Genomic DNA, 16,146 nt, shown 5'->3' on the forward strand with positions numbered 1-16,146 from the left:
AAGGATTGTTTGTTCGATGACTGACACTTATAGCCTGCTGGTCGCCTTTATTCTGGGCGTCGTCGAGGGGCTGACCGAGTTCCTCCCCGTCTCCTCCACCGGCCACATGATTATCGTCGGCCATCTGCTGGGCTTTGAAGGGCCCAAGGCTGCCACTTTCGAAGTGGTGATCCAGCTTGGCTCCATCCTCGCCGTGGTCGCCGTCTTCTGGCGTCGCCTGTTTGGCCTGATTGGCATCCACTTTGGCCAGAAGCCGTCCCGGGATCACGCCACCCTGTCGCTGGTACATGTCATCCTCGGCATGATGCCCGCCATCGTGGTCGGTCTGGCCATCCACAGCTGGATCAAGGCCAACCTGTTTGGCCCACAAACCGTAATGTACGCGCTGGTCGCGGGGGGCATCCTGCTGATCATCGCCGAGAAGTTCCGCCCGGCCGTCACAGCAGAAACCCTGGATGACATCAGCTACAAGCAGGCGTTCGGCATCGGTCTGTTCCAGTGTCTGGCCCTGTGGCCCGGCTTCTCCCGCTCCGGCGCCACCATCAGTGGTGGCATGCTGATGGGGATCAGCCGTCACGCCGCCGCCGAGTTCTCCTTCATCATGGCGGTGCCCATGATGGTGGCGGCCAGCGGGCTTGATCTCTACAAGAGCCGCGATTTCCTCTCGATGGCCGACTTCCCGATGTTTGCAGTGGGCTTTATCACCGCCTTCGTGGTAGCGATGTTTGCGATCAAGACCTTCCTGACATTGATACGCCGCATCGACTTTATCCCGTTCGCCATCTACCGCTTTATCGTGGCATTCGCCGTCTATCTGGTGTTTGTCGCCTGACCGGCAACCAGCAATCAAATGAAAAAAGGGACCAATCTGGTCCCTTTTTCTATGGCGTCATAGTGCTCAGTAGAGGTGCTGGCTAATGCCGTTCAGCAGCCGCGATAGCCCCTTGGTGAACTGCACAGGCGCATCCTGCACCGTGTAGCAGAGGCAGCCATCGGGCGTATGCGGGCTGTGGGAGTGGCTGGCATCGCGCCAGATGAAATCTCCCGCCTTGTAAAGGGTATCGCCATCCTGAATATTGCCCGCCAGCAGCAGGGTCAGCTCATAACCCTGATGGGTGTGCTCGGGGATGCGGCCACCCGCTTCAATATGGAGCAAGCTGGCGCGCGCCCCCATCTCGTCCAGCGGCAGACTCTGCTGACGAATGGCCCCGATATGGCGCCACTTGGGCGAGCGGTAGCGGGCCAACACCCGCGGCAAACGGTAGGCCTGACCGGCTACCTCCAGCTCGCCGTGCTGGGCTCGGGGCTGGTCATGTGTTGGCTCGGAGAGGGGCTCTGCCAGCGGCTGGGCCAGAATATCCGCCAGCATGGCGTCGAATCCGGCGTCCAGTCCCACTTCATCCCGAGAGTCCAGCTCGGGCTCTGCTGGCGAGGCAAGATATTGCTGCGCCAGCTCCTCTTCGAATGTCTTCAGTCGGGCAGCACAATCGGGGCAGAGCTCGCAGTGGGCGGAGAGCCCCACCGCCAGCGGCAGAGGGAGCTCGTCGGCGGCGAAAGCGCGCAGCATAGGGTCGGTCGGATGGGCTTTAATCATGGCCTTGCTCCACTTGCTCTTTCAGTTTCTGTAACGCCAGCCGGAGGCGGGACTTGATGGTGCCGAGCGGCACGCCGAGTCGCTCCGCCAGCTCCTGCTGGGAGAACTCCTGCAGATAGATGCCACGCACCACCTGCTGTTGCGGCTCCGGCAGGGTGCCCAGATAGTGGGCCATCTGACGGGTCAGCACCGCATCCTCCCCCCCGCTCAGATGCTCCTCTTCGGCCTGAAACTCCAGCACAGGCCACAGCTCCTCGGCACAGAGATCCTCCTTGCTGGCGCGACGACGACGCAGCATGTCGAAGCACTGGTTGCGCATCACGGTGTAGATCCAGGTGGTCGGCGCCCCCTTCTCGGGGTGGTAGAGGCGTGCCTTCTGCCACACCAGCAGCATGGTCTCCTGCACCAGCTCCATGGCGTTGGCTTCGCTGCCGAGGTGGCGCAGGCCGTAGCTGCGAATGCGCGGCGCAAAGTGTTGGAACAGGCGGGCAAAAGCAGCCTTGTCGGCCTGCTCTGCCACCCTGATCAGCAGAGATTTGAGATCGCCATCCGGGTTATCCATCACGGGCGAGGTCCTGCGTATGGTCGAGTGTGGTTGGCCAGTATATGCCATTGCGCCATCCCTTTGGTGTGCTGTCGAACATGCTGTGGTGATGACTTCTACGGCGCTGCGGCGCTGGCGGATCAGCGGGTCAGAAAAAATCAGTGACTGGCCACCAGTACCCCCTTGAGCAGGGCGATGGCGGGCTGATTGTCGGCAGCGGCCAGCAGCAGCTGCTTCTGTTCGGGGGGGATCGGCAGCACCTCCAGCCAGCGCTGGGCCACCCAGTTGCCATCGTCCCAGCAGGGGGCGGGATAGAGGGCGGCATAGTCGGGATAGTCAGCAAACACCTCTCGCAATGCCTCGACCAGCGGTTGCTGATCGGGATGGAGCCGGCGGGGCGGCCAGGCCGTCAGCGGCGTCACCTCGCCGATACGCAGGCCATCCTGCTCCTGCCACAGATCCTCTATCTGCACCCGCTCCATCCCCTGCACCGTGATCCCCAGCATGCCGTCCGGCAGCCGGTCGAAATCGATGATGGTGACCCGGGTGGCGATGGGCAGCATGTTGCGCAAGGCGTCGGGCTGGCGAGGGTCCACCATGCAGAGGGCAAAGCCGGACTCCCCCGCCTCGGCAATCATCCGCTGGTATCTCGGTTCGAAGATCCGCAGCGGCATGATGCCGCCGGGCAGCAGGTGAGCAGATAGGGGAAACAGCGCCAGTCGCATCGCAAACTCCTCGGTTGGGAACGTATGTTGATACGCCGGGCCAGAGGGAGGAGATCATTCCCGTCAGCGGAAAGGAAAAACCCTTAACAATCAGGGGAAAATAGCCTGGACAAGCCGCTTCGATATGCAGTAGAAATGGATAAGCACCGTAATTTCCGCCCAATATTCTGGAATATGGCGCCAAACGCAGTGAAATATCCGCCCGACAGCGAGCGGCGGGTCATCCCTATAGTTTTCTCGGGCCGATGCGGGTAAAATTCACGCCCTTATATATCAGTCATTTTTCGACGCGCAACCTTGGTGGTCAGTTATGAAAGAGCATATTCATCATCTACTTGAACAAACGGTAGCCAATCTCAAGTCAGCAGGCGTCCTGCCGGCGGACCTGGAAGCCCGCGTGCAAGTAGACCGATGCAAGGAAAAAGCTCACGGCGACCTGGCTACCAACCTGGCCATGCTGCTGGCCAAACCGGCCCGCAAGAATCCCCGTGAGCTGGCAGCGGCCATCATCGAGCACCTGCCTGCCTCCGACCTGATCGCCAAGGTCGAGATCGCCGGTCCCGGCTTCATCAACTTCTTCTTCGACCAGCGCTGGCTGGCCGGTCAGGTCGAGGCCATGGTGACCTCTGCCAACGCCAACGTACGGTTGCCCGCGCCACAAACCGTGGTGGTGGACTACTCCGCCCCCAACGTGGCCAAAGAGATGGCGGTGCACCACATCCGTTCCACCGTACTCGGTGACGTGGCTGCACGCGCGCTGGAATTCCTCGGCCACAAAGTGATCCGTGCCAACCACATCGGCGACTGGGGCACCCAGTTCGGCATGCTGATCGCCTATCTGGAGAAGATGTCCAACGAGCACGCCAGTGACATGGCGCTCAAGGATCTGGAAGCCTTCTACACCCAGGCCAAGCGTTGCTACGACGAAGACGAAGCCTTCGCCGAGCACGCCCGTAACTACGTGGTCAAGCTGCAGGGCGGCGACGAGTACTGCCGTACCATGTGGAAGAAGCTGGTCGACATGACCATGGAACAGAACCAGATCAACTACGACCGCCTGAATGTCTCCCTGACCAACAAGGACATCATGGGCGAGTCCATGTACAACGACATGCTGCCGGAGATCGTGGCCGACCTGAAAGCCAAGGGGCTGGCGGTCGAGAGCGAAGGCGCCACCGTTGTCTTCCTGGACGAGTTCAAGAACAAGGATGGCGAGGCCATGGGCGTCATCATCCAGAAGAGCGATGGCGGTTTCCTCTACACCACCACCGACATCGCCTGTGCCAAATACCGTTATGAAACCCTGGGCGCCGACCGTGTCATGTACTTCATCGACTCCCGTCAGCACCAGCACCTGATGCAGGCCTGGACCATCACCCGCAAGGCGGGTTATGTGCCGGAATCCGTACCGCTTGAGCACCACGCCTTCGGCATGATGCTGGGCAAGGATGGTCGTCCCTACAAGACCCGTTCCGGTGGCACCGTCAAGCTGGTTGACCTGCTGAACGAAGCGGAAGAGCGCGCCGCTGCCCTGCTGGAGAGCCGCAACAGCGACCTCTCTGCCGAAGAGAAGGCCAATGTGGTCAACGCCATCGCCATGGGCGCAGTCAAGTATGCGGATCTCTCCAAGAACCGTACTACCGACTACATCTTCGACTGGGATCTGATGCTGTCGTTTGAAGGCAACACTGCCCCTTACCTGCAGTACGCCTACACCCGTATCCAGTCCATCTTCCGCAAGGCCAACATCGATGCCGAGACGCTGACCGGCAACGTGACCCTGAACGAAGAGGCCGAAGAGGTGCTGGCCCAGAAGCTGATCCAGTTCTCCGACGCAGTCAACGGCGTGGCCGACAAAGGCATGCCGCACCTGCTCTGTACCTACCTGTACGAGTTGTCCGGCAACTTCATGACCTTCTATGAAGCCTGCCCGATCAACAAGGATGGCGTGGACGAGGCAACCCGTCAGAGCCGTCTGCTGCTGTGCGCCGCCACCGCCAAGGTACTGAAACTGGGCCTCGGCGTACTGGGCATCCATACCCTGGAGCGCATGTAATAGATGGCAACCCGGGATTATGTCGGCAGCCGCCCGCGACGTCGGGCGGGTGGCCGCAATACCAAGAAAGCGGCCCCTCGCCGCTTTCCTGTTATTCCAGTGCTGCTGGTCGTGGCACTGCTGGCAGGCTTTGGTGGCTTCCTTTACATGATCAATGGCAAGGGCAATGACGCCCCCACCATTGAGGAGCAGGTAAAGGCCAACAAGCCAAAAGCGCAGAATAACGGGCTGCCTCAGGAGAAGTGGAGCTACATCGAACGGCTTGAGAACAAGCAGGTCGATATCATAGAGCCGCCGACCCAGCCGGGTGTGCTGCCGCCACCACCGGCAGATACCATGACCCTGCAACCGGAAAAACTGCCACAGCCGGTGCCGACCGACATTCCCCAACCGGGAACGCCCATCGGCCAGCCCAAGCCCTATCAGCCCAATCCGGCGACCACCCCTTCCACCTCCGGTGCACCGGTTGCCAGCGCGCAAGAGCAGGTGATCGACCGCAAGGCAGAACGGGAACGGATGGAGCGAGAGATCCGTGCCGAGCTGGAACGGGAGCGCGCCGAAGCGGCCAAGGCCAAAGCGGCGACCCCGCCAGCCCAGACCGCAGCCGCCGACAGCGGTCGCTACATGATGCAGTGCGCCGCCCTGCGCTCGCAGGATTCCGCAGAGTCGCTCAAGGCGCGTATCGCCTTCACCGCCGGCCTCTCCTCCAGCCTGCAGGTGATCAATGGCGCCAACGGCACCGTCTACAAGGTGATGGTGGGACCCTTCAACGGCAAGGCGGCCGCCGACGCGGCCAACAGCAAGCTGCAGAGCTCCGGCATCAGCGGCTGCATTCCCAAGAAAGGGTAATCCGCTTACCGATGACGCAGGGCCGGGTGGCAACACCCGGCCCTGTTCTTTTGGTGTCACTCGCACCCACGCTCTTTACTACCCCGTTTATCCCGACCAAAGGCAGGGTTGAAAAGCCCGTTTGCCATCCCCATCTTTCTTGCCATGCACAGTCAGGCCGTCATTCGGCTCAAGCGAGGTAAGTAAAGTGACTACCATAGTTTCAGTTCGCCGCAACGGTCAGGTCGTCATCGGTGGCGATGGCCAGGTCTCTCTTGGCAACACCGTCATGAAGGGCAACGCCCGCAAGGTTCATCGTCTCTATAACGGCAAGGTGCTGGCCGGTTTCGCTGGCGGTACCGCCGACGCATTCACCCTGCTCGAGCGTTTCGAAGCAAAACTGCAGGCCCATCAGGGTAATCTGGAGCGCGCCGCCGTGGCGCTGGCCAAAGATTGGCGCACCGATCGCGCCCTGCGCCGCCTCGAAGCGCTGCTGGCCGTGGCCGACGAACACAAATCCTTCATCATCACCGGCAACGGTGACGTGGTGCAGCCGGAGCACGATCTCATCGCCATCGGCAGCGGCGGCAACTTCGCCCAGTCCGCCGCCATTGCGCTGCTGGAAAACACCGAGCTGGATGCCAGAACTATTGTCGAGAAGTCCCTCAAGATTGCGGGCGACATCTGCGTCTTCACCAATGGCAACCACACCATTGAAGTGCTGGACTATTCGGCGAAATAAGGCCGCCAAATAAGGCCGCCAGCCAAACCCCATTCTCCAAGGGGTGGGCCCTGCCCACCCCGGATACAGGAACACCATCATGTCCGAGATGACCCCGAGAGAAATCGTCCACGAGCTGGATCGTCACATCATTGGTCAGGCCGATGCCAAGCGCGCCGTTGCCGTTGCCCTGCGCAACCGCTGGCGCCGGATGCAGCTCAACGAAGAGATGCGTCATGAAGTGACCCCGAAAAACATCCTGATGATCGGCCCGACCGGTGTCGGCAAGACCGAGATCGCCCGTCGTCTGGCCAAGCTGGCCAACGCCCCCTTCATCAAGGTAGAAGCGACCAAGTTCACCGAAGTGGGCTATGTCGGCAAGGAAGTGGACAGCATCATCCGCGATCTGACCGATGCCGCCATCAAGCTGGTGCGCGAAACCGAGATGGAGAAGATGAAATACCGCGCCGAGGAAGCCGCCGAAGAGCGCATCCTCGACGCCCTGCTGCCCAACCCGCGCAACACCTGGGGTGAAGAAGAGAAAGCCGACAACTCCAACACCCGCCAGATCTTCCGCAAGAAACTGCGGGAAGGTCAGCTGGATGACAAGGAGATCGAGCTGGAGCTCTCCGCCTCCCCGATGGGCGTCGAAATCATGACCCCGCCGGGCATGGAAGAGATGGCCAACCAGCTGCAGGGGCTGTTCCAGAACCTGGGTCAGAACCAGAAGAAGAAGCGCAAGATCAAGGTCAAAGAGGCCATGAAGGCGCTGATCGAAGAGGAAGCGGCCCGTCTGGTCAATCCAGAAGAGCTGAAGCAGAAAGCGATCGCTGCGGTCGAGAACAACGGCATCGTCTTCCTCGACGAGATCGACAAGATCTGCAAGCGCGGCGAGAGCTCGGGCCCCGATGTCTCCCGTGAAGGGGTACAACGCGACCTGCTGCCGCTGGTCGAGGGCTGCACCGTCAACACCAAGCACGGCATGGTCAAGACCGACCATATCCTGTTTGTCGCCTCCGGCGCCTTCCAGATCGCCAAGCCGTCAGATCTGATCCCCGAGCTGCAGGGCCGTCTGCCGATCCGCGTCGAGCTGACCGCGCTGACCACCGATGACTTCGAGCGCATCCTGACCGAACCGAACGCCTCCCTGACCGATCAGTACAAGGCGCTGATGGCCACCGAAGGGGTCAACATCGAGTTCACCAAGGATGGCATCCGCCGTCTGGCCGAAGCGGCCTGGCAGGTCAACGAGCGTACCGAGAACATCGGTGCCCGTCGTCTGCACACCGTGATGGAGCGCCTGATGGAAGATATCTCCTACGACGCCTCCGAGAAGTCCGGCGAGACCTTTGTCATCGACACCGACTACGTCAACGCCCACCTCGGCAAGCTGATTGAAGACGAGGACCTGAGCCGCTTTATTCTGTAAGCGCAGTTCTGTTTGTAAAAAAACGCCTCCAGAAATGGGGGCGTTTTGCATTTTAAGCCCCAGCCCCCTTCTCTCTATGTCCCACTCGCACCCAGCACCAAAACACTCAACTGGTATACCTATTTTTGTATATCTTTGAATTTTATCGAATTACCCCTGACGAGATATATAAATAGACACTTGATTTGCATCAATTGCCCGCCCCGACTGACTGGGTAGCCTAGCCCCAGAATGATGTTTTATTACTCCAAACTAGAGGCAATCATGAGCAAAGTCAGACTGGTCGTTGTGGGCAACGGCATGGTGGGGCACCGCTTCATCGAAGAGTTGATCGAGCGGGCCGAGCCGGGCCGCTACGAGATCACCGTCTTCGGTGCAGAACCCCGTCCCGCCTACGATCGCGTCCATCTCTCCTCCTACTTCTCCCATCACACCAGCGAAGATCTCTCCCTCGTCAAACCCGGTTTTTACGACAAGCACGGCATCCGCCTGCTGCTCGGCGAAGCGGTGAAAAAAATCGACAGGGCCAACCGCGAAGTGCACTCCAACAAGGGCACTGTGGTCGGGTACGACAAGCTGGTGCTGGCCACCGGCTCCTACCCCTGGGTGCCGCCCATTGCGGGCAGTCAGCACCACGAGTGCTTCGTCTACCGCACCATCGAGGATCTGAAAGCCATCCGCAGCGCAGCCAAGAGCGGCAAGAGCGGGGTGGTGATCGGGGGCGGCCTGCTTGGCCTCGAAGCCGCCGGTGCCCTCAAGGCGCTGGGCCTCGAAACCCACGTGGTGGAGTTTGCTCCGGTGCTGATGGCCGAGCAGCTCGACGGTCAGGGCGGCCAGCTGCTGCGCCGCAAGATCGAATCCATGGGCGTGCAGGTGCACACCAGCAAGAGCACCAGCGAAATCCTGATGCATGGCGGCGAGCAGGCGAAACACCGCCTCGCCTTTGCCGATGGCAGCCAGCTGGAAGTGGACGTGGTGGTCTTCTCCACCGGTATCCGTCCGCAAGATACATTGGGCCGCTACGGTGATCTCGCCATCGCCGAGCGCGGCGGCATCGTCATCGACGATCACTGCCTCACCTCCGACCCCGACATCTACGCCATCGGCGAGTGCGCCGCCTGGCAGGGCCGCTTCTTCGGACTGGTAGCGCCGGGCTACAAGATGGCCCAGATCACCGTCGACCATCTGCTCGGCGGCGACAGCCGTTTCGAGGGGGCGGACATGAGCGCCAAGCTCAAGCTGCTCGGCGTCTCCGTCGGTTCCATCGGTGATGCCCACGGCCGCACCCCGGGCAGCCACAGCTATGTGTTTCAAGACGATCAGGCCGGCGTCTACAAGAAAATCGTGGTGAACGAAGACAACAGCCGATTGCTCGGCGCCGTGTTGGTGGGTGATGTGGAAGATTACGGCAACCTGCTGCAGATGATGCTCAACGCCCTGCCGCTACCGAGCCACCCGGATACCCTGATCCTGCCCGCCTACGCCGGTGCCAAACCGACGCTGGGGGTGGATGCCCTGCCGGAAAACGCCCAGATCTGCTCCTGCTTCGACGTCTCCAAGGGCGACATCGCCAAGGCGGTGGCCGAGGGTCACACCACGCTGGCAGCCATCAAGCAGCAGACCAAGGCCGGTACCGGCTGTGGCGGCTGCGTGCCGCTCATCAGTCAGGTGCTCAACGCCGAACTGGTGAAGCAGGGCATCGAGGTCAACAACCACCTCTGCGCCCACTTCCCCCACTCCCGTCAGGAGCTGTTCCATCTGGTCAAGGTGGAGGGGATCAAGAGCTTCGACGAGCTGCTGGCCAAGCACGGTCAGGGCTATGGCTGCGAGGTGTGCAAGCCAACCGTCGGCTCCATCCTCGCCTCCTGCTGGAACGAGCATGTGCTGAGCCCGCGCAATATCCCGCTGCAGGACACCAACGACATCTTCCTCGGCAACATGCAGAAGGACGGCAGCTACTCCGTCATCCCGCGCATGGCCGGTGGTGAAGTGACCCCGGAAGGGCTGCTGGCGGTGGCCGAAGTGGCCCGCGACTACAAGCTCTACACCAAGATCACCGGCGCCCAGCGCATCGGCCTGTTCGGGGCCCAGAAGGATGATCTGCCCGCCATCTGGCGCAAGCTGCTGGCGGCCGGTTTCGAGACCGGTCAGGCCTACGCCAAGGCACTGCGCATGGCCAAGACCTGTGTCGGCAGCACCTGGTGCCGCTTCGGCGTGCAGGACAGCGTCGGCCTCGGGGTCTTCCTCGAGAACCGCTACAAGGGCATTCGCACCCCGCACAAGATGAAGTTCGGCGTCTCCGGCTGCACCCGCGAATGTGCGGAAGCGCAGGGCAAGGATGTCGGCATCATCGCCACCGACGCGGGTTGGAACCTCTATGTGGGCGGCAACGGCGGCATGAAGCCGCGCCACGCCGACCTGCTGGCTTCTGACCTCGACCGCGAGACCCTCATCAAGCTGATCGACCGCTTTATGATGTTCTACGTCACCAGCGCCGACAAACTGCAGCGCACCTCGGTCTGGCTCGGCAATCTGGAAGGGGGCGTCGACTACCTGCGCGAGGTGATCGTCGACGACAAGCTGGGGCTGGCCGAGACGCTGGAGCGCGATATCCAGACCCTCATCGACAGCTACGAGTGCGAATGGTCGCGCACCCTCAACGAAGAGGAGGCACTCAAGCGATTCAGCCACTTCATCAACAGCGACAAGCGCGACCCGGACGTTCAGTTCGTCGCCGAGCGCGACCAGCACCGACCGGCGACCCCGGCCGAGCGCATCCCCGTCTACCAGATCGAGGTGGAAACCAAATGATGAAACTTGCCTGCCAACTCAACGACATCCTGCCGGGAACCGGCGTCTGTGCACTCATTGAGGGTCGCCAGATCGCTCTGTTCCGCCCGAGTGCGGCCGCCGAGGTGTTCGCCATCGACAACCGGGATCCCTTCTTCGCCGCCAACGTGCTGTCGCGGGGCCTGATCTGCGAACACGACGGCGAGCTCTGGGTCGCCAGCCCGCTCAAGAAGCAGCGCTTTCGCCTGAGCGATGGCCACTGTTTCGACAACCCCGCTATGTCGGTGCAGAGCTACCCCGTTGAAGTGCGCGACCAGCAGGTCTGGGTCGCCGTCTAACGCCGATTTCACTCTCTTTCGGGCTGCCTGAGGGCTGCCCTTTCAAGGACTCACAAGATGTACACGGAAACCATCAACAAGTGCGCCGCCAACGCGGCCCGCATCAACCGCTTCGAGCGCAGCGACAAACTCGGCTTCTGGCTCAGCTCCGCCATGGCGGGGGCCTATGTGGGCCTCGGCATCATCCTCATCTTCACCCTCGGCAATCTGGTGGATCCCGCCATCCGGCCGCTGGTGATGGGGGCCACCTTCGGCATCGCCCTGACGCTCGTCATCATCGCCGGCTCCGAGCTGTTCACCGGCCACACCATGTTCCTCACCTTCGGGGTGAAGGCGGGCAAGATCACCATGGCCGACCTGCTGCGCATTCTGCCGCAGACCTGGGCCGGCAATCTGATTGGCTCCATTGTGGTGGCGCTCATCTACTCCTACGGCGGCAGCCTGCTGCCGGATGCAGGCAGTCTGGCCCACAAGGTGGCGCTGGCCAAAACCCAGGCTCCGGCCCTGACTCTGTTTATGAAGGGGATCCTCTGCAACTGGCTGGTCTGCCTCGCCATCTGGATGGCGCTGCGCACCGAAGGAGCCGCCCGCTTCATCGCCATCTGGTGGTGTCTGCTGGCCTTTATCGCCTCCGGCTACGAGCACTCCATCGCCAACATGACCCTGTTCGCCCTCTCCTGGTTTGGTGCCCACTCCGAGGCCTACACCCTGGGCGGCATCGGCCACAACCTGCTGTGGGTGACCTTGGGCAACACCGTCTCCGGCGCTCTCTTTATGGGCCTCGGCTACTGGTATGCCACCCCCAAGGCTGAGCGCCCGGTCGCGGTGAGCGACACCACCAGCACCGCCAACCAGACCCGAACCGCCTGATCCGGAGGCCCCATGGACTACTTGCCCATCTTTTGCCGACTCGACAACAAACCCGTGCTGCTGGTCGGCGGCGGCGAGGTAGCGGAGCGCAAGGCGCGCCTGCTGCTGGATGCCGGTGCCCAGCTCACCGTGGTCGCCCCCGAGCTCGACCCCGAGCTGGCTGAACTGGCGGCCAACGGCAGCATCGAGTGGCTGGCCGGTGAATTCGCATCGGAACAACTGGCGGGCAAGTGGCTGGTGGTGGCCGCGACCGATCGGCGCGAGGTGAATGCACTGGTTTACCAGAGCGCCAACCGGGCGCGGATCTTTGCCAACGTGGTGGATGACCCGAAACGATCCAGCTTCATCATGCCGTCGATCATCGACCGCTCGCCGCTGATAGTGGCCATCTCCTCCGGCGGCAAGGCCCCGGTGCTGGCCCGCTTGCTGCGGGAAAAACTGGAAGCCCTGCTGCCGCAACATCTGGGGGCCGTGGCGACCTTTGCCGGTAGCCTGCGGGAGCGGGTCAAGGCCCGCTTCGCCAGCATGGGGGAGCGGCGTCGCTTCTGGGAGCGGCTGCTCGGGGCGGATCGGCTCGGGCAGGCACTGGCGCGGGGCGATAGCGCCTCTGCCCACCAGCTGGCCGACAATCTGTTTGCCGACGAGAGCCAGAGCGCTGGCGAGGTGGTACTGGTGGGAGCCGGCCCCGGCGATCCGGGCCTGCTCACCCTGCACGCCCTGCGCCAGATGCAGCAGGCGGACGTGGTGGTCTATGACCGGCTGGTCTCCGACGAAGTGATGGCGCTGGTGCGCCGCGACGCCAAGCAGATCTTCGTCGGCAAACAGGCAGGCAACCACTGCGTACCGCAGGAGGGGATCAACCAGCTCTTGCTGGAGGAGGCGAAGAAGGGCCAGCGGGTGGTGCGGCTGAAGGGGGGCGACCCCTTTATCTTCGGCCGTGGCGGCGAGGAGCTGGAGACGCTGGTCGGCACAGGCATCGGCTTTCAGGTGGTGCCCGGCATCACCGCGGCCAGCGGCTGCGCCGCCTACGCCGGTATTCCGCTCACCCACCGCGACCACGCCCAGAGCGTCCGATTCGTCACCGCCCACGGCAAGGGGGGTGCCCGGGATCTCGACTGGCCGCTGCTGGCCAAAGATCGGCAGACGCTGGTGTTCTACATGGGGCTCTCCTCCTGCGCCACCATCCGTGAACAGTTGCTGGCCCACGGCAAGGCGGGCAATACCCCGGTGGCGCTGATCGAGCGCGGCACCCAGCCCTGCCAGCGGGTCATTCGTGGTACTCTCGACGAGCTACACGCGCTGGCGGTGGGGGTCGAGAGTCCTGCCCTGATCATGGTGGGTTCTGTGGTAACCCTGGCCGACCGGCTCGCCTGGTTTGGCGAGGCCCCGCAGCGCCAGCGAGCCCTCGCCTGAGGGATTCTCGGCAACTCACCATGAGGCCACCAGCAGGTGGCCTCACTTTTACCCCCCTCTTCTCCCATCACGGTCATAACCTGTTGTTTTAAGTCTGGTATCCTATGGGCATTGAGCCCTTGGCTACCATCTCAGGAATTCATCCCATGTCTCTTCCCATCAAGAACAGCGCCCGGCAGCGCGCGGATGACAGATCCCGCATTCTCACCCTGCTGCTGCGCGATGATGCCCTCACCGACAGCCTGCTCGATCCGCAGGTGGTGCAGGATGCCGAGCAGCGCGATCAGACCAGCGAACTCACCGCGCTGGTCAACGGGTTGCCCGCCGCCGACGTCGCCGATGCGCTGGAGTCGCTGCCGCCCGATGAGCGTCATGCCCTGTGGGCACTGGTGGAGGAGGAGAAGCGCGGCCAGATCCTGGTCGAAGCCTCCGAGACGGTGTGGGACAGCCTCATCAGCGGGATGAGCGACAAGGAGCTGCTGCACGCCCTGCGTACCCTGGATATCGACGATCAGATCTATCTGGGCCAGTACCTGCCGCGCAACCTGATGGGGCGGCTGCTCACCTATATGGCCCCCGCCGACCGGGATCGGGTGCGGGAGGTGATCCGCTACGGCAAGCACACCGTCGGCGCCATGATGGACTTCGAGATCATCACCATCCGCCCCGAGGTGAGTCTGGCCACGGTGCAGCGCTATCTGCGGCTGCGCGGCAAGATCCCCGCCAACACCGACAAGCTGTTCGTCATCGATCGGCGCAACCACCTGCTGGGGGAGCTGGCCCTCACCACAGTGCTGCTGCACAAACCCGCCACTCTGGTGAGCGACGTGATGGAGCGGGATCCGGTCACCTTCGATCCGGAGGATAACGACGAAGCGGCCGCCCGCACCTTCGAACGGGATGACCTGCTCTCCGCCGCTGTGGTGGATGGCAAGGGCAAGCTGATGGGCCGCCTCACCGTCGAAGAGGTGGTGGATCTGGTCTATGAGGAGAGTGACACCGACCTGCGCCGGATGGGGGGTATCAGCGAGGATGAAGACGTGTTCGCCCCTGTCTCCAAGGCGGTCAAGACCCGCTGGGCCTGGCTTGCCATCAACCTCTGCACCGCCTTTGTCGCCTCGCGGGTGATCGGCCTGTTCGAGCACACCATCTCCCAACTGGTGGCGCTGGCGGCGCTGATGCCCATCGTCGCCGGGATCGGCGGCAACACCGGCAACCAGACCATCACCATGATAGTACGGGCGCTGGCGCTGCAGCACATTCAGGCGGGCAACCTCTCCTTCCTGCTGCTGCGGGAACTCGGGGTCGCCTTTATCAACGGGCTGGTGTGGGGCGGCATCATGGGCATTGCCACCTATCTGCTCTATCTGGATGCGGCGCTCGGCGCCGTGATGACCCTGGCCATGATGCTCAACCTGCTGGTGGCCGCCCTGATGGGAGTCATCATCCCCATGACCATGACCCGCCTCGGCCGCGACCCGGCAGTCGGTGCCAGCGTGATGATCACCGCCATCACCGATACCGGCGGCTTCTTTATCTTCCTCGGGCTGGCGACCCTGTTCCTGCTGTAAATCGTGCGTTGAAAACAACAAGGGAGCCACTGGCTCCCTTGTTGTTTCAGGCGCGTTTGCCCACCCCTGCCGTTAGCTGCTTATCGCTTGTCAGCGGTGATCAGCAGGCCATTGGTGTCGGGGAAGCCGATGACCAGCGCCTCTTTTTTGGCATCCGTGGTATAGGTGGTGACATAGGCGACGCGGTTATCCATCGCCCGGGCCAGAGCGGCATTCCAGAGGTTTTCGATCGGCGTGGCGGCAGCGGATTGCTTGAAGTTGCACTTGCCAAACCCGGTCATGGTCAGCTTGCTCAACCCGGCAGTGGCACTCCCCTCGCCCACCAGCGTACAACCTGCCGCCGGGAACTCGATCGCTACCGTCAGCTTGCCGCCGTTGTTGGTGGTATCAACCTTGCCTACCATGTCGCTGCTGAAGCCATCGCTGTTCGTGGCACTCCAGCTGGCCGTGGTCACCGCTTTGGTGGTCAGGGCCGTCACCGCCACATGACCGCTGAAACCGGAATAGATGGGGGAGTTGTCGGAGAACTTGGTGCCGGTTCGGGTGAAATCAAAAACCCAGCGTTTGATCTCCTTGCCCTGCAGATCGATGACCGGCTGATCCTGGAAGGTGATGAGGTTGTGGTCGTTGGTCACCGAGCTGAGCGCCGTGCTGGTGCCGAGCCGTTCGCTGTTGCGGATCAACTGCACCGGATAGATCCCGTCTTTGTCGGCTTTCTGGTCAGCCTGACCCAGCCACTGGCTGTTGGTCTCGACCTTGCCCACCTGATGATCCACCCAGACACCCCAGTGCTGCACGGTTTCACCCTTCGGGTAGACCAGCGCCAGACCATCCAGATCCTTGATCATGCGCGGCGTCGCCTTGTCGCCGTCGCGGCTCATCAGATTCGCTTGGTAAAGACCCGCCTCCGGCAGGGCCAGTGGCACCCGCTTGGCGATGCTGTTGGCAGCTTTTTCGCTGTCACAGGCAGACAGGGCCGCAGCGCAGGCGATGGCCAGCAGCGCTTTGTTGTGCATTTTCATGAGTTTTTATTCCTTGCTGTCGCTTTGTAATTTTTAGATGCAATCAATCGCCGCTGAATTTAAGGGAAAGGTCATCTATCAGTCGAATGGAGATCTGTAACCAACCATTACAGCCTCGCAGGAGCGGCAGGCAGCGCAGCTTGCCCCGACCGCACAACGGTGACGACAGGGTGACTCACGGCGGAAAAGCAGCGAGGGTGGCGACCCGAAAAAACAGATGAAAATCAGAGTCATAACTCTATTAA

General features: G+C 62.1%; 14 protein-coding genes. 10 read left to right on the plus strand and 4 right to left on the minus strand.

The annotated features are described in order from the left end of the window. Positions 1-16: 16 nt before the first annotated feature. Positions 17-832 carry an undecaprenyl-diphosphate phosphatase gene (bacA, locus tag I6L34_RS10025; RefSeq protein WP_005355537.1) on the plus strand — a complete coding sequence of 272 codons (816 nt, stop codon included), beginning with the start codon at positions 17-19 and terminating at the stop codon, positions 830-832. A 66-nt stretch (positions 833-898) separates the two neighbouring features. Here bacA and I6L34_RS10030 read toward each other — a convergent pair whose 3' ends face one another. The 3 genes from I6L34_RS10030 to I6L34_RS10040 all read right to left on the minus strand — a co-directional run bounded on the left by I6L34_RS10030 (position 899) and on the right by I6L34_RS10040 (position 2,863). Continuing rightward, positions 899-1,594 carry a ChrR family anti-sigma-E factor gene (locus I6L34_RS10030; protein ID WP_216956719.1) on the minus strand — a complete coding sequence of 232 codons (696 nt, stop codon included), beginning with the start codon at positions 1,592-1,594 and terminating at the stop codon, positions 899-901. After that, positions 1,587-2,156: a sigma-70 family RNA polymerase sigma factor gene (locus tag I6L34_RS10035; RefSeq protein ID WP_005355542.1), complete on the minus strand. Its 570-nt coding sequence runs from the start codon at positions 2,154-2,156 to the stop codon at positions 1,587-1,589. The genes I6L34_RS10030 and I6L34_RS10035 overlap by 8 nt, the downstream gene beginning before the upstream one ends. Before the next feature lie 140 nt (positions 2,157-2,296). Further along, a complete protein-coding gene (locus I6L34_RS10040) occupies positions 2,297-2,863 on the minus strand; it encodes an LON peptidase substrate-binding domain-containing protein (RefSeq protein WP_100652269.1) in 567 nt (188 codons plus the stop codon). Between the two features lie 310 nt (positions 2,864-3,173). Between I6L34_RS10040 and argS the strand changes: the two genes are divergently transcribed. From argS to mgtE, 9 genes are all read left to right on the plus strand, one after another. Beyond that, positions 3,174-4,919, plus strand: a complete 1,746-nt coding sequence (argS, locus tag I6L34_RS10045) for an arginine--tRNA ligase (protein ID WP_216956721.1) — start codon at positions 3,174-3,176, stop codon at positions 4,917-4,919. Between the two features lie 3 nt (positions 4,920-4,922). Then, positions 4,923-5,768, plus strand: a complete 846-nt coding sequence (locus I6L34_RS10050) for an SPOR domain-containing protein (protein WP_005340771.1) — start codon at positions 4,923-4,925, stop codon at positions 5,766-5,768. 187 nt (positions 5,769-5,955) lie between these two features. Next, on the plus strand, positions 5,956-6,489 hold the full coding sequence (gene hslV, locus I6L34_RS10055; RefSeq protein ID WP_005340772.1) for an ATP-dependent protease subunit HslV: 534 nt from the start codon (positions 5,956-5,958) through the stop codon (positions 6,487-6,489). A 79-nt stretch (positions 6,490-6,568) separates the two neighbouring features. Continuing rightward, the gene (gene hslU / locus I6L34_RS10060; protein WP_033136355.1) at positions 6,569-7,897 is read left to right on the plus strand and encodes an HslU--HslV peptidase ATPase subunit; all 1,329 of its coding nucleotides are present in this window, start codon (positions 6,569-6,571) and stop codon (positions 7,895-7,897) included. A 264-nt stretch (positions 7,898-8,161) separates the two neighbouring features. Next, positions 8,162-10,708, plus strand: coding sequence for a nitrite reductase large subunit NirB (gene nirB, locus I6L34_RS10065; RefSeq protein ID WP_216956722.1), 2,547 nt, complete (start codon positions 8,162-8,164; stop codon positions 10,706-10,708). Then, complete coding sequence (gene nirD / locus I6L34_RS10070) at positions 10,708-11,025, plus strand: nitrite reductase small subunit NirD (protein ID WP_041202829.1); 318 nt, start codon at positions 10,708-10,710, stop codon at positions 11,023-11,025. Before nirB ends, nirD begins: the two co-directional genes overlap by 1 nt. Before the next feature lie 57 nt (positions 11,026-11,082). Next, positions 11,083-11,895, plus strand: a complete 813-nt coding sequence (nirC, locus tag I6L34_RS10075; protein ID WP_216956723.1) for a nitrite transporter NirC — start codon at positions 11,083-11,085, stop codon at positions 11,893-11,895. A 12-nt stretch (positions 11,896-11,907) separates the two neighbouring features. Next, complete coding sequence (gene cysG / locus I6L34_RS10080; RefSeq protein WP_216956724.1) at positions 11,908-13,308, plus strand: siroheme synthase CysG; 1,401 nt, start codon at positions 11,908-11,910, stop codon at positions 13,306-13,308. Positions 13,309-13,454: 146 nt separating this feature from the next. Further along, entirely contained in the window at positions 13,455-14,879 is a 1,425-nt protein-coding gene (mgtE, locus tag I6L34_RS10085; protein ID WP_216956725.1) for a magnesium transporter, read from the plus strand. 80 nt (positions 14,880-14,959) lie between these two features. Here mgtE and I6L34_RS10090 read toward each other — a convergent pair whose 3' ends face one another. After that, positions 14,960-15,901 (minus strand): hypothetical protein, encoded by a 942-nt coding sequence (locus tag I6L34_RS10090; protein ID WP_216956726.1) that lies wholly within the window; start codon positions 15,899-15,901, stop codon positions 14,960-14,962. Between the last annotated feature and the right edge of the window lie 245 nt (positions 15,902-16,146).

This window comes from Aeromonas sp. FDAARGOS 1404 (assembly GCF_019047085.1).
GTDB lineage: Bacteria > Pseudomonadota > Gammaproteobacteria > Enterobacterales > Aeromonadaceae > Aeromonas > Aeromonas veronii.